Source organism: Pantoea alfalfae, assembly GCF_019880205.1.
Taxonomy (GTDB): Bacteria; Pseudomonadota; Gammaproteobacteria; order Enterobacterales; family Enterobacteriaceae; genus Pantoea; species Pantoea alfalfae.
In genome coordinates this window covers 3,447,835-3,474,005 of the sequence record NZ_CP082292.1, presented here as the reverse complement: position 1 = coordinate 3,474,005, position 26,171 = coordinate 3,447,835, and the positions used below count along the sequence as shown (strand labels likewise).

Annotated in this window: 17 protein-coding genes, 1 tRNA gene and 1 pseudogene; 14 read left to right on the top strand and 5 right to left on the bottom strand. The window is 46.2% G+C overall.

The genetic code is table 11. The features are described from left to right. The first annotated feature begins 1 nt into the window (after position 1). The gene (locus tag K6R05_RS16275; protein ID WP_161731922.1) at positions 2-997 is read left to right on the top strand and encodes a YsnF/AvaK domain-containing protein; all 996 of its coding nucleotides are present in this window, start codon (positions 2-4) and stop codon (positions 995-997) included. A 293-nt stretch (positions 998-1,290) separates the two neighbouring features. On the opposite strand, the gene rtcR is transcribed toward K6R05_RS16275, so the two are convergent. Further along, positions 1,291-2,871, bottom strand: a complete 1,581-nt coding sequence (gene rtcR, locus K6R05_RS16270) for an RNA repair transcriptional activator RtcR (RefSeq protein WP_222924650.1) — start codon at positions 2,869-2,871, stop codon at positions 1,291-1,293. Positions 2,872-3,053: 182 nt separating this feature from the next. On the opposite strand from rtcR, the gene K6R05_RS16265 reads away from it, so the two are divergent. The 11 genes from K6R05_RS16265 (at position 3,054) to K6R05_RS16215 (ending at position 19,640) form a co-directional block, all read left to right on the top strand. Further along, complete coding sequence (locus K6R05_RS16265; RefSeq protein WP_222924648.1) at positions 3,054-4,277, top strand: RtcB family protein; 1,224 nt, start codon at positions 3,054-3,056, stop codon at positions 4,275-4,277. A 4-nt stretch (positions 4,278-4,281) separates the two neighbouring features. Further along, positions 4,282-5,079: a nucleotidyltransferase domain-containing protein gene (locus K6R05_RS16260; RefSeq protein ID WP_222924646.1), complete on the top strand. Its 798-nt coding sequence runs from the start codon at positions 4,282-4,284 to the stop codon at positions 5,077-5,079. 22 nt (positions 5,080-5,101) lie between these two features. Continuing rightward, positions 5,102-6,721: a hypothetical protein gene (locus K6R05_RS16255; protein WP_222924645.1), complete on the top strand. Its 1,620-nt coding sequence runs from the start codon at positions 5,102-5,104 to the stop codon at positions 6,719-6,721. A 157-nt stretch (positions 6,722-6,878) separates the two neighbouring features. Beyond that, positions 6,879-7,340, top strand: coding sequence for a hypothetical protein (locus K6R05_RS16250; RefSeq protein WP_222924643.1), 462 nt, complete (start codon positions 6,879-6,881; stop codon positions 7,338-7,340). A gap of 109 nt (positions 7,341-7,449) precedes the next feature. After that, positions 7,450-8,481, top strand: a complete 1,032-nt coding sequence (locus K6R05_RS16245; RefSeq protein ID WP_222925503.1) for a DUF1176 domain-containing protein — start codon at positions 7,450-7,452, stop codon at positions 8,479-8,481. A 209-nt stretch (positions 8,482-8,690) separates the two neighbouring features. Continuing rightward, a tRNA-Leu gene (locus K6R05_RS16240) sits at positions 8,691-8,775 on the top strand. 733 nt (positions 8,776-9,508) lie between these two features. Beyond that, entirely contained in the window at positions 9,509-11,158 is a 1,650-nt protein-coding gene (gene dptF / locus K6R05_RS16235; RefSeq protein WP_222924642.1) for a DNA phosphorothioation-dependent restriction protein DptF, read from the top strand. 4 nt (positions 11,159-11,162) lie between these two features. After that, positions 11,163-12,488 carry a DNA phosphorothioation-dependent restriction protein DptG gene (gene dptG, locus K6R05_RS16230; RefSeq protein WP_222924640.1) on the top strand — a complete coding sequence of 442 codons (1,326 nt, stop codon included), beginning with the start codon at positions 11,163-11,165 and terminating at the stop codon, positions 12,486-12,488. Next, positions 12,469-17,547 (top strand): DNA phosphorothioation-dependent restriction protein DptH, encoded by a 5,079-nt coding sequence (dptH, locus tag K6R05_RS16225; RefSeq protein ID WP_222924638.1) that lies wholly within the window; start codon positions 12,469-12,471, stop codon positions 17,545-17,547. Before dptG ends, dptH begins: the two co-directional genes overlap by 20 nt. 40 nt (positions 17,548-17,587) lie before the next feature. Further along, on the top strand, positions 17,588-18,691 hold the full coding sequence (locus K6R05_RS16220; RefSeq protein ID WP_222924637.1) for a ParB/RepB/Spo0J family partition protein: 1,104 nt from the start codon (positions 17,588-17,590) through the stop codon (positions 18,689-18,691). Then, complete coding sequence (locus K6R05_RS16215; protein ID WP_222924636.1) at positions 18,684-19,640, top strand: hypothetical protein; 957 nt, start codon at positions 18,684-18,686, stop codon at positions 19,638-19,640. Before K6R05_RS16220 ends, K6R05_RS16215 begins: the two co-directional genes overlap by 8 nt. 50 nt (positions 19,641-19,690) lie before the next feature. Here the strand turns inward: K6R05_RS16215 and dndE are convergent, their stop codons facing one another. From dndE to dndB, 4 genes are read right to left on the bottom strand one after another with little or no spacing between them, the layout of a single operon-like run. After that, complete coding sequence (dndE, locus tag K6R05_RS16210) at positions 19,691-20,044, bottom strand: DNA sulfur modification protein DndE (RefSeq protein WP_222924634.1); 354 nt, start codon at positions 20,042-20,044, stop codon at positions 19,691-19,693. Continuing rightward, positions 20,044-22,044, bottom strand: a complete 2,001-nt coding sequence (gene dndD, locus K6R05_RS16205; protein ID WP_222924632.1) for a DNA sulfur modification protein DndD — start codon at positions 22,042-22,044, stop codon at positions 20,044-20,046. Before dndD ends, dndE begins: the two co-directional genes overlap by 1 nt. Beyond that, positions 22,034-23,668 carry a DNA phosphorothioation system sulfurtransferase DndC gene (gene dndC, locus K6R05_RS16200; protein ID WP_222924630.1) on the bottom strand — a complete coding sequence of 545 codons (1,635 nt, stop codon included), beginning with the start codon at positions 23,666-23,668 and terminating at the stop codon, positions 22,034-22,036. Before dndC ends, dndD begins: the two co-directional genes overlap by 11 nt. Then, the gene (dndB, locus tag K6R05_RS16195; protein WP_045140816.1) at positions 23,665-24,750 is read right to left on the bottom strand and encodes a DNA sulfur modification protein DndB; all 1,086 of its coding nucleotides are present in this window, start codon (positions 24,748-24,750) and stop codon (positions 23,665-23,667) included. The genes dndC and dndB overlap by 4 nt, the downstream gene beginning before the upstream one ends. Before the next feature lie 307 nt (positions 24,751-25,057). Here dndB and K6R05_RS16190 point away from each other — a divergent pair. Continuing rightward, positions 25,058-25,192: pseudogene (locus K6R05_RS16190) on the top strand (helix-turn-helix domain-containing protein); the annotation flags it as partial. A gap of 380 nt (positions 25,193-25,572) precedes the next feature. Further along, entirely contained in the window at positions 25,573-25,902 is a 330-nt protein-coding gene (gene symE / locus K6R05_RS16185; protein WP_222924629.1) for an endoribonuclease SymE, read from the top strand. Positions 25,903-26,171: the final 269 nt, after the last annotated feature.

The following is a 26,171-nucleotide window of genomic DNA, read 5'->3' as shown; positions in this document are numbered from 1 at the left end:
CATGGCACAGGAAAAAATCGTAACACTGTTCGATTCTGCAATTCAGGCAGAGGCCGCGAAAAGAAATCTCGTGAAAGCAGGCTTTTCTGATCGGGACATCAGTCTTATCAGTGGAGAACGTTTGCAGCAGGAAGGGCAGTCTGTCCGCCATCCGAGCCTGTGGCAGCGTCTGTTTGGGCACGACGTCGATAAAGATGAGGCGGATGTGTATACCCGAGCAATGGACAAGGGCGGCGTCGTGCTGACCATCCGTACTGAGGAGGAGAAGCTGGCCCGCGCCATGACGATTCTCCATTCTCATGACTCGGTAGATGTGCCGTCACGTATGCAAAGCTCAGTCGGGAACGGCACCACCGCACCGGGCATTAACCCGACCGCAGGCAAGCAGTTTGCCGGTGAGACCAACGACCGCCCGGCTGAGCCGCTACGCACCTCGCTGACCGGTGATGAGAGCGAAGCTGACATTCTGCGTCTGGCCGAAGAGCAGGTGGAAGTGGGTAAACGTCTGGTGAGCGAAGGCTCCACCCGCGTACGACGCTATACCGTGACCGATACCGTCTCTGAAGATATCTCGCTGCATGAGCAGCATGCTGACATCTTCCGCCGCTCGGTGAATGAACCCGCGCTGGCCGGTGAAGTGGACTGGTCCGAGAAAACCGTCGAAGTCGCTGAGACGCATGAGCAGCCGGTAATCAACAAAACGACCCACGTGAAAGAAGAAGTGGTGGTGCGTACCGACGGCAGCGATCGTACCGAGACGATTAACGACACGGTGCGTCGTCAGGAAGTGGAGATCGACCATGCACGCGGTGGTCTGGAGAGCGAGCTTCCGGGTACGACAGCAGGGGTAAAACCTGCTGCAGCGGGTGCAGCGACACAGTCACCCGGCGCGCACAACCATGACCACAAAGAGAGCCTGACTGAGAAAGTGAAGGATAAAGCTGGCGAAGTGAAGGATAAGGTCGAAAACAAGCTGCATCATGACCATACGCATTGAGGCGCTCATCCTGACAACGACAGGCGCTGATGGGTATCGCTGATACCCGATGTGAAGATGCAAGGAAGAGCCAACCGCGAGGTTGGCTCTTTTGCGTTTTGGGGGGAACAGGATGGTGTTTAGGGAGGAGTCGACAAGCAACAGATTGGCAATGTAATGCTGCTCAAAAATAGAGATAACTATTATTGAGGCAATGCCAGAAATGGCGACAAAGCTCTGGCGCGACCTGGAAATTAATGGCCAGCGTTATCTGGTGCAGTGCAGTATTACAACTACGAAGGCCAACAGGTGCTTTATCTTTTAACCTCTTCCCAGCTCAGCCCAAACCGTGCCAGATACTTACGCAGGCGATCGGCATCGTTGGGCTGTTTTTTCCCCTGGCGGGAGACGGCAAACAGGCGTCGCCCCGCTTCGGAAAGCGAATCTGCCGTGCGGCAGACGCTTAACACCGTCTGTAGCTGGCACTCATCAAACAGATCGTACTGCGCTAAAGGGGGATCTGGCTGGGCAGCCAGCACAACCGGAGAGCACCAGTTGGTGCGCAGCCGGGCAATCTCTTCTTCTACCAGTTCCAGAGAAATCCTTCCCTGTTCCGCCAGGGTCGCCATACGTGTGACGGAAGCGCTTAGTTCGCGGAAATTGCCTCGCCAGCTGGCTTCTGCCGAGCAGGCGAAACGCAGAAAGTGACTTCTCGCTTCTTTATCAAATCGCACCTGCGTTTGCTGTTCACGTGTGTAACGCGCCAGCTCAAAATCCAGATTGGGTTCAATATCTTCGCGGCGTTCGGCCAGTCCCGGCAGTTGAAACGTCCACATGTTGATGCGGGCAAACAGATCTTCGCGAAAGCGGCCTTCGGCAATCCACTGTTGCATGTCCCGGTGCGTGCCGGCGACCAGCTGGAAATCGCTGCTGACTTCTTTATCTGAGCCATAAGGGAAAAAGCGTTTCTCTTCGATGGCACGCAGTAACATCGCTTGCTCATCCAGCCCCAGTTCGGCGATCTCGTCCAGAAACAGCATGCCGCCATCGGCTTCCCGCAGCAGGCCGCCACGTGCCTGCTGTGCACCTGTAAAAGCTCCTTTGACATGGCCGAACAGCGTGGACATCGCATTGTCACCGCGCAGAGTAGCGCAGTTAACCGCCACGAATTTACCCGCTAGCCGGTGGCGGGCATGACGCAGTTGATAGATGCGCTCCGCAAGGAAAGATTTGCCCGCGCCGGTTGGGCCGGTCAGCAGCATCGGAGAGTCGGAGCGGAGCGCCACACGTTCAATCTGCTCGATCAGTCTGTTAAACGTAGGGTTTCGCGTCTCAATGCCAGATTTTAAAAAGGAGGTGGAGTGCTGCTGTTCGCGCTGAAAACGGCTGGTCAGTGTGGCGTATCGGTTAAGATCGAGATCGATTATGGAGTAGTGGCCGAGTGCAGTAGGCGTCTCAGATCCCTTACTGGCTGGTGAGGTCTGCAAAAGACGTGCGGGCAGATAGCGGGCTTCAGTCAGTAAAAACCAGCAGATTTGTGCCACGTGTGTACCGGTAGTGATATGCACCAGGTACTCTTCGGCGTCGGTATTAAAAGGATAGCGGCTGACAAAATCGAGGAAGCTGCCGTAAACCTCTTCAAAATCCCAGGGATCGGCCAGCTTAACGCTGTGCAGCACAACTTCAGTGGCGGGGGATGCCTGAATGATATCTTCAGCCACTCGCTGTGCCATGTTGATATCGCGTGGCTGATAGAGCAGTTCCAGCCGATCGATCCTGAGATCTTCCTGCTGGCAAAGCGCGACGGTTGGCCGCCATTTACTCCAGCGATTTTCCCGCTTGCCACGCCTGTCCAGCACAGTACCCAGCACACCTATCACCACGTTAGCTTTCATTTTTATCCCATAAGATAAATAACTTATCCGATAAGATAAGTTCCATTATGAGTTGTGGCAATGCTGTGCGGTGCCCTGATTGTAAATAACTTTAATAATCAAGGTGATAAATTTTATTGTGCAGGGTGAGCTTTTTGGCACGGCATTCGCAATACCTAAGCCACAGCAACTAGGAGAACAAAATGAAAAATAGCTATCAGACCCTCCAGCAGGAAAAGGGCGTGCCGATAAAAATGTGGACTAACGGCGTGCCGGTTGAGCCAGAAGCGCGCGATCAACTGCTGAACACGGCAAAAATGCCGTTTATCTTTCGCCATCTGGCGGTGATGCCAGACGTGCATCTGGGCAAAGGATCCACCATCGGCAGCGTGATCCCGACTAAAGGCGCCATTATCCCGGCGGCGGTCGGCGTGGATATTGGCTGTGGCATGATTGCGGTGCGCACCTCGCTGATGGCCAGCGATCTGCCGGACAATCTGTCGGGCGTCCGCAGTGCCATTGAGCAGGCGGTGCCGCATGGCCGTACGAATACCCGCTCCCGTCGCGATAAGGGTGCCTGGCAGACTCCGCCGCAGGAGGTGGATCGCCACTGGGCTGAACTGGCGCCGCGCTTTAATACGCTGACGCAGAAGCATCCCGCGCTGTTCAAAACCAACAACTATCAGCATCTGGGAACACTGGGGACGGGCAATCACTTTATTGAAGTTTGCCTGGATGAATGCCAGCAGGTCTGGGTGATGCTGCACAGTGGATCGCGCGGCGTAGGAAACGCCATCGGTAATCTGTTTATCGCGCTGGCGCAGAAAGATATGCAGCGTCATATCGCCAATCTGCCGGATCGTAACCTCGCTTATTTTAGGGAGGGCAGCAGGCATTTTAACGACTATGTGGAAGCGGTGAGCTGGGCGCAGGATTTCGCCCGCCATAATCGCGAAGCCATGATGGAGCGTGTGCTGGCGGCGATGTCCCGTGTCATCAGTAAGCCTTTTAGTACGCACCTGGAAGCAGTGAACTGCCATCACAACTATGTGGAGCGGGAAATGCACTTTGGCGAGTCGGTGTTGGTGACGCGCAAAGGCGCGGTATCAGCGCAAAAAGGGCAGATGGGTATTATTCCCGGCTCAATGGGTGCGAAAAGTTTTATCGTGCGCGGCCTGGGTAACGAAGAGAGCTTCTGCTCATGTAGTCACGGCGCGGGGCGAACCATGAGCCGCACGGCGGCGAAAGCCCGGTTTACCGTGGAAGATCAGCGACGTGCTACGGCGCACGTAGAATGCCGAAAAGATAAAGAGGTTATCGACGAAATCCCGATGGCTTATAAGAATATTGATGCCGTAATGGCTGCCCAGTCTTCTCTGGTGGAAGTGGTGCATACGCTGTCACAGGTTGTTTGCGTAAAAGGATAAAAAAATGAGAACAGGATTGCATGGCGTGGATAGCGTAATGCGCGGGCGCGTGTGTAGCGTGTTGCGCCAGATAGAAGAAGAGCATTCAGTCAAAGTGCTGTATGCCTGCGAGTCGGGCAGTCGTGGCTGGGGCTTTGCCTCACCAGACAGCGATTATGATGTGCGTTTTCTTTATGTGCATAAACCGGAGTGGTATCTGCGTATTGAGCCACCGCGCGACGTTATCGAGCTACCGATCGACGATACGCTGGATGTCTGCGGCTGGGAGTGGCGAAAAGCGCTGGGTCTGTTAAAGCGAGCCAACCCTACCTTGATCGAGTGGCTGGATTCGCCTGTCATCTATCAGCAGGAGGAGGCTATCGTCGCTGATTTGCGGGAAAGGATACCGGACTGGTTTTCGCCATTGCGGGCGCGCTGGCACTATCTATCTATGGCTAAAAAGAACTTTCGGGGATATCTTCAGGGCGACAGCGTGCGGCTGAAAAAGTACTTCTACGTTTTGCGCCCACTGCTGGCGGTGCAGTGGATAGAGGCCGGAAAAGGTGTGCCGCCAATGCGTTTCGACGATTTGCTGGCAGGGACGGTAACGGATCCCTCTCTATTGGCCGAAATCGAAGAGTTGCTGGCACGCAAGCAGCGCGCAGGCGAAGCGGAATATGGTGAGCGGATGGATCGCATCCATGCTTTCATCCGCCAGTGCCTGGATGAAGGGCGCGTCAGTGAAACGCTGCCGGATAGCGAGCGGCGCGACAGCCGCGATCTGGATGCGTTGCTGATGAAAACCGTACTGAGCATGGCGTGACTGAAAAATAAAGGAATATAAAATGAAAGAGTGGATCGCCAATATCTTCCGTCAACCTGACGAACAGCGTTTTCCCATCGTATGGCCACCAGAGCAGTGCGCTATTTATGACTGGCTGGCCAAGTGGCCGGAAGCAACCGGCGTGCTGCCTCAAGCTGCTATGACGCTGCCTGACGAACCTGTGGCACAGGATGGCGAAGACCTACTCCGCTGGGCGCCTGGTGCGTTAGACGGGGTCTTCAGTCATCATGTGGCGAACGACAGTCACCAGGAAAAAGCGGCTCAGGTGACGCAGGCGATCATCCGCGTACTGCGGCGGAGCAGCAGTAAAAATATGCAGGCGTTTTATCAACTGGCAAAGCAGGATACGCCTCTTGGTTTTATCGACGATCTGCTGAGGATGATGGGCGCTTCTCAGGCTATTGATGCCCGCCGCCTGCGGGCGCTGGTGCTATTTCTGGCAACGCAGGCACCTGACCGTCAGGTGGTGAAATTAGCGATGGCGCTAATGGCGTTTTTCCCGTATCAGCAAAGCGTGAATATTCTTCAGACGTTAGGCAGTCATGATGAATTCACCCTTTATGCCGTAGTAGCGATGCGGGCTATCCTGCCGCCGGAGGAGTTCGCGCTGGCGTGGCTGGCGCTGGCGAAGCGCACTGCTGGCTGGGGACGTATCCATTTGATCGAGCGGTTGCCAGAAACGCCGGATCATGCCCTTCGTCAGTGGCTATTAAGGGAGGGGTATAAGAATGAAGTGATGGTGGAATATACCGCCTGGCACTGTGCCGAGTATGGCCTGCTGCACGATGCGCTTGCAGGCGAGGTCGATGCGCAATTACTTCAGGGCGCCGCTGAAATCCTGCGCGGCATGATCAGCGGAGAGCCCGGCCCCGGTATCGGTGAATATACCTATGCCGTGCAGGCGTGCGAGCGTTACCTCGCGCATATCCTGCCAGGCTCAGCAGGCGACCTGCTGCATTATAAGGTTGCAGGCGAAATCGGCAGGCTGATGGGTGAAGAAACGTTTGCCAGCGAGGCGGAGAGGGAGCATCTGAGGGGGCTATGCGAGCAGATCCGTGCTTTACCCGAGTGGCCCGCGCTGATTGAGGCCGGGTTGCATGATGATGACAGCATGATTTTTCATACGGCACTTCAGCTTTGCAGAGAGCAGGAAGGCGATCCGTGGCCAGCAATTTATCAGCGGCACCGTGAAAAACCGGAAAGCGTCCTCTGGTATCAGTTGATGCAAACCGATAATCCGGATCATATCGCGCAGGTTATCGCGCTGGCAGAAAGCGAACTGGATCTGACTGCCATCAGTTGCGGACCGCAAAAATCCCAGGGGAGAGGGCCGCTATATCAGCAGCATTCGGCGCTCAGTTTTGTCCTGCAGGATTTAAGCCGTTTTCCCGGACAGGGCTGGATACTGATCCGGACAGGCTTAAAAAGCCCGATGACGTTTAGCCGTAATAAAGCACTGAATGCGCTGGAAGCCTGGCCGCAAGCCTCACTGCCAGCAGAAGCTGTTGCAATACTGGCAGAGGCTAAGAGCAGGGAGCCGGAAAAGGAGCTTCAGGATAGGCTGGCACAGTTACTGGAGCAACTGGTGGATAAGCATAAACGTCTGATTTGCCGCTTATGAAAATTGTCTGAAGTGGGGCCAGCGCTTGCCGATGCAGGCGGCTGGCTCGCCTCTGCAATTGCTGGAAAAGGCGCTGCTCAGAGCGGTAAAAACGGATAACGGCGTCATATCTTCCTGGATATAATCAGAAACTATCCGCGCAGTCCGGGATGTTTAAATGCATCAGATTTTTTCGTTTATTATTTCACTGCTTTCGTTAGCGTTTTTCATTTTGCTCATCTGGTCTTTCTTCAGGCCTTTGCCCCTTAAAAAAGGGCTCCCACCTTCTCCAGGCGAGATGAAAAAGATATCGGCTAACACTCCGATATTGAAAAAATTGGGCATGAACACGGAAGATTATTACTATGACAGCGACTTCCTGTATCAGCAGCGTGAAGGCGAAACGCTTTGCAAAGTGCCGCTGGAAAATATTATCAGGATAAAAGTCACCGGAACCAAAGTCAGTAATCGTAGAGTATGGCTGGTGCGTTACGTCACCGGGTCTTATCGCACCGAAAGGGAGTTCAGAGTCCTGAACAACTACAGCCTTTTTAATCGGGATTTTGCCGGTTTTCTTGCCGCCGTGAAAGAGGCCAATCCAGCGGCCGAGGTACAGAAAATGACCCTGGGGCGATTGTAAAACGACAGGGAGGTATGGCACTCCTGCGCCTGTTTTGACCCGTGGTGAGAGTGATATCAGCACTGATATCAGAATTAAAACTTGAGGGATTAAAGTGAACTGTAAACCGATGCTTTTCGTGCTGGCGGCGCTCTCCCTGTCGGCTCAGGCCGCTCAGAGCGGAAAAACGCTTGAGCACAAAGACTGGGAAGTTGTCTGTGATAACACTCGGACTTGCCGCATTGCCGGTTATGCCAAAGAAGAGGATCCCTCCGGCTCTATCCTGCTCACCCGTGCTGCTGGACCGGGAACGGAGACAGTGGGAGAAGTGACGCTGGGCGACACCGAAGATGACAGCGAACCGGCGGAAAATCTGACGCTGTGGATCAATGGTAAATCCGCTGGCGATCTGGTGGCGGCTGATGACAACTGGCGAATGTCAGCCAGTCAGACCGCTGCAGTAATCAGCGCCGTGAAAGGCAGCGGTAAAGTTGAATTTAAAGGCGGCACCAAGCCATTCCAGCTTTCCGGCGAAGGCGCTTATGCCGTGCTGCTGAAAGCGGACGACGTGCAGGGCCGTATCGGCACGCCGGGTGCGCTCACCAAAAAGGGCAATAAGCCGGAAAGCAGCGTAGCTAAGGCTGTGCCGGCACCGGTTATTCAGGCGGCTAAAACTCTCGGCGGCGAACCGCGTTTGCTGACCGCTACAGAAAACGACGCACTGAAAACCCGACTGCTTGCAACGGTCAATCATAATGATGATGACACGTGCGACAGCCTGTATTCACCTGCAGAAAACAGCGATCCGGAAACCGACGGACTCACGCTTACGCCACTGGATGACACACACGCTTTGCTTTCGGCGCTCTGCTGGCGTGCCGCTTATAACGAAGGATATGGCTACTGGGTCATTGATAATCAGCTGAAAGGCAAGCCTGAACTGGTGACCATTTCCGGCTCCGATTACGACAAGGGCGAGATTACCAGCGTGCAGAAAGGCCGGGGTATCGGTGACTGCATGAGCCAGGAAAGCTGGGTATGGGACGGCCAGGCCTTCCGCAAAAGCTATGAGGGCGGAACCGGCATGTGCCGGTATATCCATGCAGGCGGCACGTGGGATCTTCCGACGCTGGTGACTGATGTGAAGGCTGTATCGGGTTAGCGCTTTTGTTATGCCAGTAAAGTTGATGGCTGACGTGAATGCTTTACGGCGGGCGAGGGGGAGCAGGCAGCTTCAACAAGGAGGTTATGCTGTGTCCCGGAGAACCCAAAAGACGGTTTTTTCAGCAGTTGCACCTCTGCCTGCGGATAAGGGTTGCGGAAACAGGGGGTAACGGTATAATCCTCAACGTTTTCCGCATACCCTTCAGTGCCGAAGTGGCGAAATCGGTAGACGCAGTTGATTCAAAATCAACCGCCGCGAGGCGTGCCGGTTCGATTCCGGCCTTCGGCACCAGGTATACGAATTAAAGTCGCTCAAGGGCGGCTTTTTTTGTGCCTGTCGCTCTGGAATTGAGGGTTTCGCATCAGATTCAATCTTTACCCTGAACCTCTATTCGCAACCTTCACCAATAAAATAATTCTGCCCATACAATCTGCTTATATCTTAGGTTGGTAAAACGTATTAACTAAAAGTAATGATGAAGCATAATAGTCTTACTGGATTCTGCTGATTTGGGTTATGAGAGGACAATTGATGGATTGGATAAATATAACTGTTACGTCAGATGGCCTTTTAAATCAATCAAGGACTATGAAGGCTTTCAGGATACCTTCAATTAAAACCCATATGTGTCATTATGCTGCGTTAAAAACATGTTTCCCTACCAAGCTTTCAAGCTAAATATGACATAAAAATTTGGCTAGTCAACACCTAATCTCGTTTAAAAAAATATAAAATACAACATGTTAGCTGATTGGTAGCATAATTCTCTCTACCAGAAATGGTAGGTACAATCCCTTTAAACAGCAGATGGAATCTGAATGTTATGAGGTTAAAGTTTTCAGGCTTTGACCGGAGGCCAGATCTGAACATCTATGTCCTGAAGTCAACCAGATTGCTTTAGAGTCTGCTCTCGCAAAGCATGGTTGGAGCATTATTAAACTAATAAATTTGCTCAATGTTCAGTAGAGTTAATATTTACGTTTATATAGAATGGTTACAAATCCACATCAGAGACCGTGCGGTTATGAGCGCAATCACATTACAAAAGGCTTTGGGTGTACTTGCGAAGTCATCTTCGTTTTCAGTCACCACTGTAACACATCGTCAGAAAGATGAACTCGATCAGTTAAAAGAACAACTCTTTGTAAAACAAGATATTGAGACTGATTTGCAACGTTATCTCGATGTTGCTAAACCCGGTGAAATCATTTTTCTGTGTGGGAGCAGCGGAGATGGAAAGTCAGAAATTTTAGCCCGTTGTCAGTCAAATCCTCGTTATCAGCGGCAATTTAATTTCCACATGGATGCCACACACAGTTTTGCTCCTAGGCAATCAGCTATTGATGCCCTGAATAATCTATTTACTAATCATCATCAGCAATCATCCCCTCTTCTCATTGGTATCAACACCGGCATGATTGCAAATTTTGCCAGAGAAGGTGCTGAATGCCACCAAGCGATTCGATCTGCAATTGACTCTTTTTTATCCGCTCAGCAGAGTGCAAGCCGTCCTTATCAGAATGGGAATTGCATTTTTTTTGATTTTGAACATTATCCTAAATTCCATTTTGAAGAAAATAAACAATACTCATCATTTATCAAAAAATTATTAGATAATTTAACTGGCGATAATGATGATAACTTATTCCAGTTTATTTTTCGGAGAGATGAGGCTATCAATCCCGATCTGAAAGAAGTCGCGAACTTTAAATTGCTTTGTTTGCCGGGTGTGCAGAATGTTTTGATTACGCAACTTTTTAAAGCTCGATTAATAAAAGATCAATTTGTAACCACCAGAACATTGCTAGATTTCCTGCATCATCTTCTTATGGGGCCGGGATACTTATTTGATAACTTATTTACTGGTTCAGAAAATGATTTGATCAAAAAAGTCTCAGATTTCGATCCCGCCAGATTGCATACCTATGAACTTGATCAGTTTATTTTGCGCTATGAGCTTGGACTGATTGACAACGATCTCGATGATTTTTTAATTGCTCTTGAGACATTGCATATTAAGTTTGATCGCCAATGTGTTAGGTCTGGTGATGCGACCTCATTAGTTCGCCTTTTTTGGCTTCTTCAAGACGAATCTCTGGGGAATAATTACCATAAGAATTTTTCTGCATTCTTTAATGAATCGTTGTTTGAGCGTTACTCAAAAATTTGGCGTCTTCATAGAAATTATACTGGAGACCCGGAACAAAAAAAATTATTGAATCGTTTCTATAATTTTGAGCTTATTGCGGGTATACAGCGCTATGCTAACCGTAGAGCACCGGAATTAAGCATGCAGAAAGAAGAGTTTTTCTTGGGTGAGTTCGGTGGAGTAAAATTAACTGCGCCCGTAGAAATTAAGCCTGACTGGGACGCGATTCGTAATAAAAATACTGCCCATCCAACGGGTTTTGATATCTATCTAAAGGTCGGACAAAATGCACTTCCTTCTTTTCATATTGGCCTTAATCTCTTTGAGCTCTTGAACAAACTCAATAATGGATATCGCCCAAATAAATACGATAAAAATGCTATTGTTCTATTGGATGAACTTGTTGAATTAATTGCTGAACAGGCTAAGTCTAGTAGAGACATCAAATTCTATGATGGTAGCTCCAGGGTTTATCGTGCAAAAGCGGATGAAGATATGATCACTATTAGCGGTATGGAGGGTTGACAACATGTATCCTATCGCAACTGATTTAAAAGTTGGTAATAATCAACTGGATAGTTACCTGCCGATACGCAATAAAAATAACGATATTGACTGGCAATTTGTTACCGGCCTGGTACTTAGCTACGCCTTGAAACGTAAAATTGAATCCTACGATCCTGACCAATTCCGTGAGGATTGTAAGGCACATATGCATGAGTTGCTTGATGAGCCAGCTTTCTGGTCAGTTTTGGAACGGATGTATTTTGCCAGCCAGGATATTTTCAGTGTTTCCCCACTTTTTTTGCTTTTTCATGCTCAATTTGTGGGCGAAAAAATAATCAATGGGTCTACGGCAGATAAGCGTCTGGGCACATTGTTTTCTAATTTGATGGGGGATTTCAGCCTTGGTTATCCCATACAGGACAGACTGAACTTCATTGAGCAGCAAATGATGAATAAGCTCAATGAAAAAATAAGATTGCTGGGGAAAGGCCCGTTTCCCGAAGAGCAATCCTATCTCCCCTATATAGCAGTATGTTTTCAGTCTGACTTGGAGTTTTTGGCCGAACACCCACAATATCTCTTGCAAGAACTGACTAATACTCTGCGACTGTACGCTTTTAGCTGGTGTGCTCAACTGGCTCTCAATCTGGATAACTGGCGAGATGGTGAGCCACAAAGTAAGTCTCTATTCTTTATTCTCGACAGCGAAAAAGCCAGTTCTGAGCGGGATAAAATTAAACGCTTTGGTTATAAATGGTTTGCTGGTCAGAGTGAAAAACTTTTCCCAATACTTTCCTCACTGGAGGTATTGCAGATAAAAGGGGAGAAAAAAAGGCCCCTCTGGCAAGTGTATCAGGATTGTTTGAGCTGTTCGAACAGTTCAAATCAAGTGTTAGATGATATTAATGATTACATACAAAAGTTTATCAGTAAGGAAGAACGAGATCTTCCAGCCAGAGATCGCGCTACAGATCTGGACAGTGCTTTTAAACAGCTCTTATCCGTTGCTGTAGAGCAGTTTCAGGGTAAGAAAACGGATCGTGCGACAGTCAACCGTAAATATATCAACGAACTGGAAAGCCAGATTTGTGCTGACTTCATTCAGGTGCGCGGTCGGGCGGGAAAAGTATTGGTACTGAATCAGGATCGCTTGCTGTTATTGACCAATCTTACCGTTGGGAAAAATGACAAGCTCCGCCTGCATGAACTGCTGCGTGGTTTTGAGCAGCGTGGTTTTTATCTGGATAATCAGTCAGTACAAACGCTGGTGGCGTTTTATGAACGTATGGGAAATGTAGAGCGAATGAGTGACAGTGGAGACGCCGTATATGTCCGTAAAACAGTTTGAAACTTTTCTTGCTGAAACCTTTATTGAGTGGGTTGGCGGCATCATCCAGCCGGGCGAGCGCTACCAGTTCAAATCTCCCGATCCCGAAAATGCCTTAAAGCTTTGGGAAGCATTCGTTTCTTTGGCGGACGGAAATCAACTTGAGATTGCGCCAGAGCAGCACGTTGATTTCCTCTCATGCAATGGTATTCAGCTGATTCCGGTGCTGCATGGTAACGAGGCTCCGGCATTCACAGAAAACTATATTTCCCATCTGCGAGACGAAGTGGCAGGGCGTAGCGGAATTTTTGCCCAAACGGCGCTGTTAATTATTCACAACAGTATGCTGGATACCCTGATTAACAGCACGAAAGACGTGGCTGCACCGGATGCTATCTGGTATCCGCAAACCTTCAGTCATCAGCTGGAAAGGCTTATTACCACCGATAGTAACCGTTCGGACTTATCACGCTGCCTTCTGGAGGATCAACGTGAAACGGTGCTGGAAGAAGGGGCTACTGTATTTGGTTTCTCGTCGCTGTATCGTCTGCTTGATGATGGCAACCTGGATTTTTCAGAGCTTCAATTGTTCAAAGATGATGAGCTACTAAATTATAGCCACAAGCAGCTTCGCAGTAGACTCAATGAAAACCGGAAATTATATCGCCAGATTGAAGATAGTGTTGAACGCTACAGTGGACAGCTGGAGAATGTGCTGACTGAATTTAGTACTAAATTCATTCAGGAGCACTTTGTCGATAAAGACGACTGGCGTGAGCTTGATTTTGCCGACTATAGAAGAGAAAAAGAACAGAATAGTGAGCAAAAACTGGTGCTGGAAAACATCTCCGTTGAAAACGGTGAAGTTTGGCAACGTGCTAAAAGCGCGAGCAAGGCGGGCAAACGTGACATCAGCCTGCTGGTGCAGGTACAGCCCGGACAATCAAAAGCAGAGTTAGAGTTCAGCTTTCAGGGGAACGATCTTCAGGACAGCCAGATTAAAATATCCCATCATCGGCAGCTAAAAAATACGTCTTTCTGGCGCACTAGCCGGGCGGGAGGAAAGACATCATGCATTATGGCATCGGTGCCCTTTGACGGGCGTCCATGCTTTTTTAGTCTTGAACTGACCAATCGTAATAACTCAGCTGAAGAATATAAGTTTCGACTGTTATTAGTTGAGCAGGGAAAATTCTGGCTAAACGATATTCAGCACAGCTATCGTATAGAGCCTGGTAAAGGGCAAATAACGCTGCAACTGGAAGATAATACGCTGCGTATTGCCGAATCTGGCGATCTGACCTGTATGCTAGATGACGAGAGCGAATACATCGATTGCCAGCATTATGCTCAAGTGAATTTTGAGAAACTGGCGAATCAAAGTGACCTGGTTCAGTTTGCACTCATTTCTGGCGATTCTCGTTTGTCGTTTAACATCGAGGGACCAGGAGCCGAGGAAGGACTAACGCTGCCCCTGCTGTTTGATCAGAGTCGTTTCAATAAGTTGTTTAAAGAAGCGGGTAATGCAACCTGGAATCGACTGAAGAGTCGTATCATTCTTGATAACATTGAGCACAAAGTCGTTGGTGTTCGTCAGCAATTATTACAACTGGAAGCTTCATTAATTGAGGGGCGTCTTCTGGGTACCGGAAGTGACGGTACTGATTTTAAAATAGAAGATCTTCATGCCAGCTACCCCGAGCTACATAACGCATATGAGCAGTTATTTGCCTACTATCAGCAGCGTAGTACGCTGCCTAGCCTGGTATCATGGTCAGCAGAATACCGCGCTGTGGTCAGCAACATCATTGCCACCTTTGAACAGGCCCTTCAGCAAATCAGCCTGAGCAGAGCACTGACGGCTCGGGAAAAACGGCTTCTATATGTTGGGATATGCCGTAGTGATAGCCATGAACGCCTATCGCCGCTGCATCCGCTAGTACTCGCCTACCATCTACAACTTGCTGAAACGATAATTGAAGAGTCGGAAACGCACGCTTCATCTTCATTTGCCACTCTACCGTCTATTACCCTGGATCGCCTGGTGGTTTCAGGCTTAATGCCATTTGTTTATCAGAGTGAGCATGAATACGCACAATTGCAGCCAGTGGAGGAGAACCGCTTCTGGATTGATGTGATTCCGCAACGGCAGGTAAGTCATGACTATGTGAAACGTCTGGTAAAAGACAAACTTAATGAGTTCACAGATGCCTATGCTCGGTTGTTTCAGAGTGCGGGAAACAATGCGTTGATTATTAATGCCATTAATCAAGGGAACGCCAAAGAGTTATTTTTGGGCTTAGTGGATTATTTTAAGCAGGAAAGAGAGCACGCTATTTCGGTGCATGTGAACTGCTACGATGAACGCCTTCTTCCCAATATGTTCGATCACTTTGCTGAAAGTGGCAGCTATGAACAGCTAAAAAATGATCTCGATCTGAACAGCGGCGTATGGCGGGCAGAGGCAGATATGTTGATTGATCTGCTACGCAGCCGTTTAACATTCAGCAAATTTGTCCTACCTTCAGAAAGTGACAAGCTGGCCTATGCGCATCTGGCGTTTTTCACCAACACAGTACCTGTTGATTGCCGACAGATACGTATCGAAGATGCGTCCAGCGGGGTGCTTTGCCATGGACTCATCGCTGGTGAAGGAGCTGAAACACAGGGGGACGCATACTTTACCGCGTTTGGCCTGCGTGACGTGGACACCGAGCCCTACAGCGCGTTGCGTCTTGCACAATTAATCGGCTGCCTGTGGCAACCTGCACGTCAAAGCAACAGCCAGTATCATGGACAGGGGATCGGCTTAGCCGTAAGCGGTAATTTTAAAAAGCTACTTAATTACTCATTTAACAGTGCGCTCTGGACCACAATCATTGATCCTAAAGTCACTCTCGACTTTTTCACTAGCCAGAAAGATGTAGTTCTTATTCACTATTCTGACCAATACACCAGTTGCGCAGGTTATGATGCCGTCACCGTCACGAAGCAGGTTGATTTGTTTTTACGCTTGCTCCAGACCGGAAGCCAGCCCGGGCAATCCACCGTTGACAGTAATCATCTGCTTGCTGAATTTAACGCGTTCAATGGCGAATGGCTGCTGAAAATGCTGCGCTCCAGTGAAAGAGAGCGTAAAGAGAAACACGGCATTATTGGCGCGTACAAATTTGTGCAATCTATGCTGCGTGAGTCTGATATTTGCTGGGTTCCGCTATCGGTAGCTGAGATGATTCGTGTGTCCGGAAATGTCGGCCTGAAAATGAAAGAGAGCGATTTGTCGAGGAATTTACAGGGGTATCGCAATGGTGCTATTTCTGATGATGTGCTCTTTGTCGGATTTAAAGAAAACTGCCTCTATCTGTTGCCGCTAGAAGTGAAAACCGGGGCTCGACCAGACTATAGTTACGCAGGCCAACAGGCTCGCGAGTTAAAACGTTACTTACAGCAAGATATTCTGGAGCCTAAAACGCTGGCATCACAACTCTACCGAGCGCTTTTTATACGTCAGGTGCTGATGCAGGTAGAGAAGTTGCGTTTGTACGGCGTGCTCGACAGCGACAAACTTGTCCCCTTGATTGATCGACGTGAATGGTGGTTAACAGGCGACTATCAGTTAGGTCAGCTTGCGGATTATGCAAACGGCTTCGTGGTAGCACATGTAGACAGCGCAACTTGCTTTGATATCTCCTATAAAGAGACGGTAGATAATATTTTACAGATTGAAATCCCTTATTCACTGCTGCCTTCTCTAATCACTGCACAGGGAGATCAATCACCGCTTGTGGAACGGTTCCAGGTGCCGGAAAAATATTGGCTTAAGCCAGAACGCGATGTAAGTCCGTTACAACAAGATGTGATTGTAGAAAACACTGAGTCGACAACTATACAACCCGTTTCGGAACATCAGCCCTTAAATTCTGAAATTACAAAAACTGCACCTGATATCATTGATACGCCATTACAGATATTGTTCGGTCACGATGCTGTGCGCCAGAGCCCGTTGTATTGGGAGCCAACGAACACGGCTAAGTTCATGAACACCAACACTGGGATTATTGGCACAATGGGTACTGGAAAAACTCAGTTTACAAAGTCTTTAGTTACCCAGCTGATGCGCAATCAGTCCTGTAATGTTGATGGCAAGCCTATTGGCTTGCTGATTTTCGATTATAAATCTGACTATGTGGATAATGCATTTCTTGAGGCAACTGGAGCTAAGAAGTATCAGTTATCTTTGTTACCTTACAATCCATTATCTTTATTCGGCGATATGCCTATGTTGCCTAGACACACAGCAATGGCATTTGCAGAAACAATGGGTAAAGCCTACAACCTAGGCGTAAAACAGCGAATGAAATTGGTTGGCCTGATCATGGAGTGTTATGCGTTATCTGGCATCATCCCTCATGATCGTACAACATGGGGCCATACTGCACCTACTATTGAAGATGTTTGGCAACGTTATTTGGCTCAGGAAAAAGTTGACGAAGATTCATTGTATGCAGCACTTTATAATCTGGCAGGTTTCCAGATATTTGAAACCAATCCTGAGAAAATGACCAGCTTGTATGATCTGGTTGATGGTGTGACCGTCATTGAATTGGCTGGATATCCTTCTGAAATTCAAAACCTAGTTGTCGCGTTAACGTTAGATCTGTTTTATGCGCAGATGCAAAAACGGGGCAAGCCAATGGTTCAAGGCGATTACCGCCAGCTAACAAAAATGATTCTGGTCGATGAAGCCGATAATTTTATGCGTCAGGATTTTTCTAGTTTGCGTAAGATCCTTAAAGAAGGGCGCGAATATGGTGTAGGGGCTATTCTTTCAACGCAGGAGATCACCCACTTTAAGACTGGGGAAAATAATTATGCTTCCTATGTTTTAACTTGGGTAATTCATCGAGTATCTGAGATCAAAAATGCAGATATTAAAGCTGTTTTTAATGTTGATGAGAAAGGGGAACAGGAGTCTTTGATGGGGCAGATTCGTCAGCTTGATAAACATTTTAGTCTTTATATCGATGGTGATAAAAGAGTAAGTAAAATGAGAGATAAGGCCTTTTGGGAACTTGTTTGATTTTTTAGGGTAATATTTTCGTAAAATTGATGGAGATGAAATGGCCAAGCAAAATATTCAATACGTAAAGTTAGATAAGATAAAGCTAGATGAGAAAAATCCTCGTCTTCCCTCTACTTTTCGTAAGGATAAAATAGGGAAGAAAGATATTGTTAATTGGATGCTTAATGATGCATCTATTATAGAATTAATGTTGGCAATCGGGCAGTCTGGTTTTTTTATCGGCGAGGCATTATTGGTTGTTCCTGATGATAACAAATCTGGTGATTATATTGTAATAGAAGGAAATAGAAGGCTTACATCTGTCATATTGCTTAACGAACCTGAATTGGCCGCGTCACAAAAAATAAAAATAGAGAAAGTCCTTTCTGAAACCAAGGAGCGACCAAATGAATTGCCATGCATTATTTTCGAAAATCGTGAGCAAATTAACAAGTATCTGGGATATAGACATATAACAGGTGTGAAGTCATGGGGGATTTTGCCCAAGGCTAGATATCTTAATGAATTATCAAAAGAACTTAATGATGATGATTTTACTAGTAAATGTAGAAAATTAGCAAAATCAATTGGTAGTCGTAGTGATTATGTCCGAGGTTTGCTAATAGCATATGAGTTATACCTGAAAATTGAAGATCAGGCTTTTTTCAAGATTGTATCCTTAGATGAAACAAGCTTGCATTTTAATTATCTCTCTGACTCATTGAGTCGTGAAAATATCAGAGGATATATTAATGTTGATATTAAATCAAATGAGCCTACAGCTAATGTAAATATAGATAAATTGGAGCTATTAACAAGATGGTTCTTCGAGAAAAATGAAAATGGACGAAGCCGAGTTTTAGGTGATAGCAATAATTTAAAAATGCTTGATACCGTTTTAGGAAATAAAGAATCAGAGGAGTACTTCCGAGCAGGTGAAGGTAATATAATAGATGCCTATAATTTAGTATCCATTACAGCCGATTCATTCAATCAGGAAATTGAAGCAGCTCTCTCTGGATTAAAAAGAGCCAATAATGTACTGTTTAAAGTAAAACAACACCATGACTCGGTTAGAGAAAAACTTAAAGATATATTTACGCTTGCGAAAAGTATGAATGCTGCTATCAAATCTATGTCAGAAGAGAAATGGGATGATTGAATTTAAATCATTAAGCAGTACGCCGAATGAAACTATATGTAACTCACATTATTATTGTGACTATATAGAGCTTCTTGCTTTAGTTGATTGTGATGATGGTGTCAGTTTTAGTGATGTTTATGATCGTTTTTTAGAAGATGAAAAAATTGCTGATATTGGTACTGAAAATAATGGTCATACAAGTGAGGTTTGGAATAGTAGAATTAATAATTGGTTTTCCGAGGTTAATAGTCGAGCCATTCATTATGGTGACCACTACCCATTCTCCTTCGACGGTGTAAGAGTTAAGAAAAAAGATAACATTCAAGATGTTCATTATATATATATATGTTTGTTATTAAGCTCTCTTCTTAAATACTTGGATGGATATCACCAAGTAACGACAATTTTTGAGAAGTTATCATACTATGCTTTGAAAAACTATCTACCTCAAGATGCTGAGGTTCATGTATTCGGCGTTTCTTCTGACAGCAGTTCTAAATATATTGGTAGTCTCGAGAGAAAATTTACTCTGTTAGCTAGTGACTTGGGGTTAACAAGGTCTGTTCGAGCTAATATCTTTAGGTCCGGTGACAATGGTGATGGTGGGATAGACATTGTTGCGTGGATTCCTTTTAAAGATGACCCTAACTTAGAAAGAAAGCAAATATTTTTAGGTCAAAGTGCATCTGGAAAAAATTGGAGTAATAAACAAGCTAGTGTCGACCGGGTTAAAAACTTTCTTGCTGATTTGCCTGATAATGCACAAAACATATTATTTGTTCCATTTGATTTTAGAGACGCAGATCGAAATTTTTGTCAAAATGATGAGATCACAGCATCACTTATATTTGATAGGCATAGAATAATAAGGCTAATTGACATTGAAGATATAACCAATGATGTACTAAGCGCTAGTTTTCAAGAGGTAATAAATTATGCATTAGCTTTTGAAGAGGATATAGTTTAATGCTTAGCATAGGTTAACATATTTGCATTTATGTTAACCTATGAAAATAACTATAAAACCTGCGCTATATCTTTTAGGTTTTTATGATTTCTTATTGCAGCAATCCCATCCTCAACATGTGCCGCCCATGCTTTAATTAACATTGCATGCTCTATCTGTGGATATAACATTTTAAGTACCAATTCCGTTGTTTGTAGCGTTTCACCCAACCACGTAATTTTGTCGAGTACCAAAAGGCCATCTAGCTTTTTGCTATCTCGATCTGGTGAAAATCGAAACTCACTTTCTATCGAACGGAAAAATGCTAAGCGGGAGGCCACGTTAGGAGTTATCCCTGTGAATCCCTTAAGCTTTTTAAGTTGTTCTTCAGTCTGGCGACTGAGCTGCATTCTGTTAGGGAGCATCAGATTGCCTCCTTTGTTAATTCCCAGAAATATCCCGGTTTTAAAGTTGATGACTTAGTATTCGCATTAAAAACGATTTCATAAGCATGAGAGATGTCATCTCGCAATTGATCGACAAAATATCGCTCATCTACTTCTGTATCTGTTGATAGCAGCACTACCTGATGACTAGCAAACGGGAAGTAATGATTAATCAATTTATCTCTATGCTGAGAATCTAAACGGCCCAGTGGCGTATCTATAATCACTGGCAAATCGCGACCAGATGTTTTCGCCAGAGCTTCAAGTATTGCTATTGCATAGATTTGTTTTTCACCAGCGGAAAGAAGCTTACGATTTATTACTGTGCCTTTTTCATCGATCAATTCCACATCAAACGTTTCAGGATTGATGTGTGCATTGAGCTGTAAATCCTCTTTACGAGCTAATTTACGATAAGCATCGCCAAAATTGACTGACAGCGTTTTCACCCTGGCTTTTGTTAAAAGTTCACTATATCGATCAAGCAGATTGATCGTTTCCTGCGCGTTATTAAATGCACTATCGGAGTTATGCTGATTACGAGCCAGATCATGAGTTTTTTGTATCTGGCGAGCACATTCAAGCTGCTGTTGTTTAGTTTGCTTTGCTTCTTCCAGAAGCAGGCGATACTCCTGGCGTTTACTCTCGCGTTGCCGGTCAAGCTCTCGAAGTTTTTCAAATATATCTATGAGCTGATCATCTTCGGGTGCACGAGCGATGTTTGCTGCCGCTTGCTCAAGTTGCTCTTCAACTTCTGCTAATTGGGTACGATAGAGATCAAAGCGTTCCCAGGATTTCTTACTGTCTTGCTCGATGGACTGTTCAATCATCCCAGCTTCCCGTTCCGAGATGTCAAACAATAATTCCCCTTTAGGTTTACTAGCCAGGAAATCTTTTAGATTATCTTCAATCGCTTCGGCAGCAATAATACCTGTAGTACCTGAACGGAATGAGATATCATTTTTTAGCTGTACGAGGAATTGATTCAATTCTTTTTCAAAACTGCTCGCTTGCTTGATTTGCATCTCTTTATTAATTTGTTCCAGCAAACGGCCTAAAGTTTTAGGTGCTAAAGCATATGGCAATGAGCCATCGCACTCATGGCGCAAGGCTTTTTCAAGGCGCTCTTTTTCTTTTAAGAGCGTATCAACTTTCTGTTTTTCTTGTGTTTTAGTCTGGGCAAAAGCACCACCTTCTGCATTGAGAAGGGATTCATATCGCATGATTTCTTTCGTCAGCAAATCGATGCGCATTTTTGTAAAATCAGCTTTTTCTAAAATCTGCTCCGCCATGAAAGAAAACTTTTTAGCCTGTTCTTCAAGATCAGAAAGCTTTTGCTGTTTTGAAACCTCTAACTGGCTTGATTGTTGACGCTTGACAAATATCATCAAATCATTTCGAAGTTTCGAAATGAGATCTAAACCTAACAAGCGTCTTACCGCTGTACGTAGAATATTTCCTGAATCGTCTTCAGCAAGTTCTGCAATTTTTTCGCCGTCGAAGAAGAACAAATCTGCAATTCCATGTGGAATTAATTCATTCAGGAATCCCTGGCACTGATCATAATCCAGTTCATTCAGAGGTTGGCCATCTTGCTGAAGCGAGAGCTGATCTTTTTTACCTTTTTTCCAGGAACGTGTAACGGTGAATTCAGCTTCATAACCGCCTTTGTTATAAGTAAAGCTGAGCTCGATTGATGCTTCACTCGGATCCTCTCCAGAAGTGGAGCCGTTATGAATCAATGCACTAAGCTCTTCAACATATTCTTGCTGTTGGGTAGATGAACCAAACGCAAGTCTGCCATATAAGGCAATTCGGATAGCCGATAGAATGGATGTTTTCCCAGCACCGTTTAGTCCACCAAATAAAACTATCGGACGCGGATTAGAATTGTTTTGGCGTTTCCTTGGCGCCAATTCAATAACGTGCTCTCCTCTAAAGACTCTAAAGTTTTGCAAAACCAGCTGTTTAATTAACATGTTCTTTTTCCTCACTGGTAAGCAGAGACGAGTCACTTACTTCGGCAATTCTGCGCTGCAATATCTGGAGTTCGGCTTCTAACTGAGCGACTTCGCCCTGATGTATATCCCGATCGTTTCGTTTCTGTAATGCTTCTTGTTGCAGCTTAATTTCTTCAAGACTGCCCCAGTCCTGTCTCAGGATGGTGCCTAACTTGTCAAAGATCCCCTGACGTCGGCTCAGGCCTTCCATAGATACTTCCAGTTCGATTAACTTCATGACCATCTCAGGTTCAACATCAAATCCTTGAGATATCTGCATTAGCAAGTCAGCATCACTGGCATCAAATCTTGACTGGTCGTCTACAACCCAATTCAAATCTTTTTGGTAGACCTCCCGATAGATACCCGGCAGGGCATCATACCAATCGGGCTCATTCGGGTCTTTTAACCATTCCTGGCGAATAGCATGTAGTTCAGGTTCAGTGATAAGCGTGATGGTGTGGCCCTGAGCATTCATATCTCGCTCAATTTCCAGTAAATCTTTCAACCATTGCTGACGATACTTCATCCAGTAAGGTCCTGGTACATGCTTACGTTCAGCACTTATTTCCTCGCCATCTTTGGCGTATTGATAACTGACCTTGCCGCTACGGCGCTTATAGTTACGGTAAGTGTCTTTATTTGCTGGATCAGTGGTGAACGCCAGAAGATCGCGATACTTCAGTAATGGAGACATCCAGACTTCACCATTCTGGATCAGGCTCTCCATCGCTTTATCTTTGGTGACCACGGTACATGTCCAGCATCCAAAGCGTGAACTACCGCAAGATGGCGTACTGTCATCGATAACGAGTGGACATTCGCCTTGCGCTGAAGAGTCCATGTACAGTGTCCACAATGGACGGTTGTTACCACCCCATGGGTTTTCCCACTCATCAATATCATCTGGAGAATAACGAAATGCACCTCTGAGTAATTTCCAGACGTCTTCAGTGTCCCAGGTATCGATAGGGGTATAGATAAATGCATTTGCAAGAGTGGTATGCCTCGCCAGACGGGTACCATCAATTTTGTGTTTGGCTATGACCTGCGCGCGGGATGCGCTTTCGCTGCTACGTGATCCAAGTACAACGATGACTTCATCAAACTGGCTGACTTTATCTTTAATAAAATCGCTTACCGGGTTGATTTTCATGCGCTCAGTACACCAGCGGAAACTGCGGGTAGGGGCCGGATAACCTTTACCTAGCAGATTGACCCAGAAGGTTTCGTGGGTCTTTGGCATGACAGCATGCTGAGTGATTGGAAGCCCAGCGCGTTTAGCACCGGCTTCAATTCGTTGCATGGTCTTCTTGATCAAATCCACTACGACTGGTGTCTCTACCAATGTGTCGGACGAAACAAGAAACACGTCTTTCTGCCGCATAGCGGGCGGTAGTCCAAGTAGTGCGAGGTATACCAAAGTAATGACAGCGCTGGAATCTTTACCCCCGCTGTAGCCAATCACCCATGGACGCTTATCAGCACAATAGATACGTTGTACTTCAGATACGTATTCTGCCAGGGGCCGCCCGGCAAAATTTTCCTGGTTGATAAAATCTTCGTAATCGGCCAGATCGTGGGCCTGAATCAGTTTACTCATGAGATAACCATTTGAGCTTCGAGCTCTTGTTCTTCATTTGAAAGGGGGAGCGATAAGGCGATTTTAAGAGCATTGCAGGTAAGCTGGATAGATGCCGTCGTCTTACTGAGTTTACCATGTTGCATTGCACGTTTTGTAAGCTCTGGGCTGCTTTTACGCCAGTCAAACTCTCTAAGCTCACAAATTATTTTTTGCCATGAGTCAGGGTGCTCTGAGAGCAGGCAGTGACCCAGTAAACCCAGAGCCTGAAGACCTATGCCGTGTGCATGAACATACTCCTGGCGAAGTTGAGCAGGAGATACCTCTTTTTTTGCAGCTAATTGCCAGTCTGGCATGACCTGAAATATCGCTTGCCAGTAGAGGGCCGCAAGGTCAGAACACTGCTCAACATCATTGGCTTTAGGTTCTTTTCCCAGCAGAGAACGCGTAGCTTGCTTGATGCTGCTTAAGGTGAAGAGTTTGTTTGAAAACTTACTGATGCTGGATTTTTCCATTTCAGTTAGTCCGATAAAAGGCTCGATATTCATAGCCAGATATCGTGATAAGTTCGAACTGATATCTCTGTGGTCGTAAAGTGTAGCAAGAGAAGGGCTTGGCCTGATGGCATATTTATTCAAATCAGCAAACATTTGCTGACTGCGTTTAAGCCCTTCATCTACAAAGAATAATACGGGAATATTATCTTGTCCCAACTCAGGCCTTGCATCCAGTGCGTCTTCTATCGCTTTCCTGCGATGCTGCCCATCATTGATTAAAATTTGTGCCTCCATGGGCACCCGCAAAGTCCCTAAGTTATTGGAACCCGAATACTCATCGAACTGCACATCTACTGCAATGGAAGCAGTTAGAGCTGAAAAAACATAATCACTTGGATTTTCAAGTAAGTAGCGGACCATTTCAGGTATACGGGCTTTATTGAGTGTTCTTTGTGCACGCAACTCAGGCGGTACTTCATTTTCGTCAAAACTGAAAATTTTGGGGATTATGCGCATTGGGCAGGTAGCGATATAGAACGGTCTGCCTGCCTGGATTCCTCTGACAGCGGGGAAAGAGTAGCAATAATCAGTGTCAAAGTTCGCCATACAGAGGTTACCTGGAAGTAATATTCATTTTACGTAAAAATAAACGTTTTACAGGCTTGTGTCATCTTTTTTTACGTAGAGTCTTCACTTTTTTTGGCGTTTTTTCCGGAATTTGGTATGAGATGTAACTCTCTTTAATTCAATAGGTTATATGAAAGCCTAAATTGTAAGCTTAATTTTTTAGGTGCGTTTTACTCGCTCATTTAACCACCTAACTCAAACCATGTTTTCTCATGTCCTGACTAGCCTTGTAAGCTCAAACTAAGCTCTCCTCACACCCGAAAAAACACTCTCCATTAGTGACTTTTCCCAGCCTTTCAGCCATTTGAACACCAGCGTGTCAACGGTGCAGAAATGGGAAAATGGTGTAAAACGTCCAGGTGGATTATCGCTGAAGCTGCTTTGCGTGTTACAGAAGCATGGGTTGAAGGTGTTGGTTTGAGTTGATAGAACTGGCTTATTTCCGCGTTGGTTATTTCAGGAAAATAAGCCCAATATCGATCTGACAGGCTGCCAACAGCGCCGCCGCGTTGCTGGAAAAATTAAATCCAAATGTGCAGCCAGTATAGTTAAAAAAGTCACGTGAAAAATATCAATCCTTATATTTCTGCGCACCTTGCTGGTGCTCTTCTTATTGTTTTCTGCTAAAAATTCCTTAAGCTTTATATTCAAATGATTTTATAAATAGCTTATTAAAGGCTGTGTTAAGCTGGACTTTTCTTGTCATACCTGATGATGTATACAGATATTTAGCGCGGTGCGGATGTGCTGCAACACACCCGCGCCGCTAATCACAATCACTATTTATAGGGAATAGTAATCATGACTGACGCCCATTCTATTGCACAACTGTCTGAACCAGAAGTCTCTCCTGCAAATAACCGGAAATTAACGGTTAGCTATGCAAGCCGATATCCGGATTACAGCCGGGTACCCGCCATCACCATGAAAGGACAATGGCTGGAAGCTGACGGTTTTGCCACTGGCACAGCAGTAGATGTAAAGGTAATGGAAGGTTGTATCGTGCTCACCGCCCGGCAGGAGAGCGGACTGATGCAGTCGCTGCGCCAGGTGTGCAAGCTGTCGGCGCGGAAACAAAAGCAGGTGCAGGAGTTTATTCAGGTTATTGTCGGTAAACAGAAAGTCGTCTGAATGAAAAGCCGCTCCCGATATCGCTTCGGGAGCGGTTAACTATCAGGAAGCCACTACCTCCATCAGTACATTAGTCCTTCGTATCATTTAATAGCTTTACTTCGATTTTACCTCTTAGATAGAAGAAACTGATTTTTAAATTTCCTGTTATAAAATAAAGGCTGTTTGACCGGTATTGTTGAAAATAATATGTAAATTTTAAATCAGGAAATTGCAAAAGCAACTTATATCGTCTGGTCTTCCTGATGAATTGATCAACAAAGGCGATA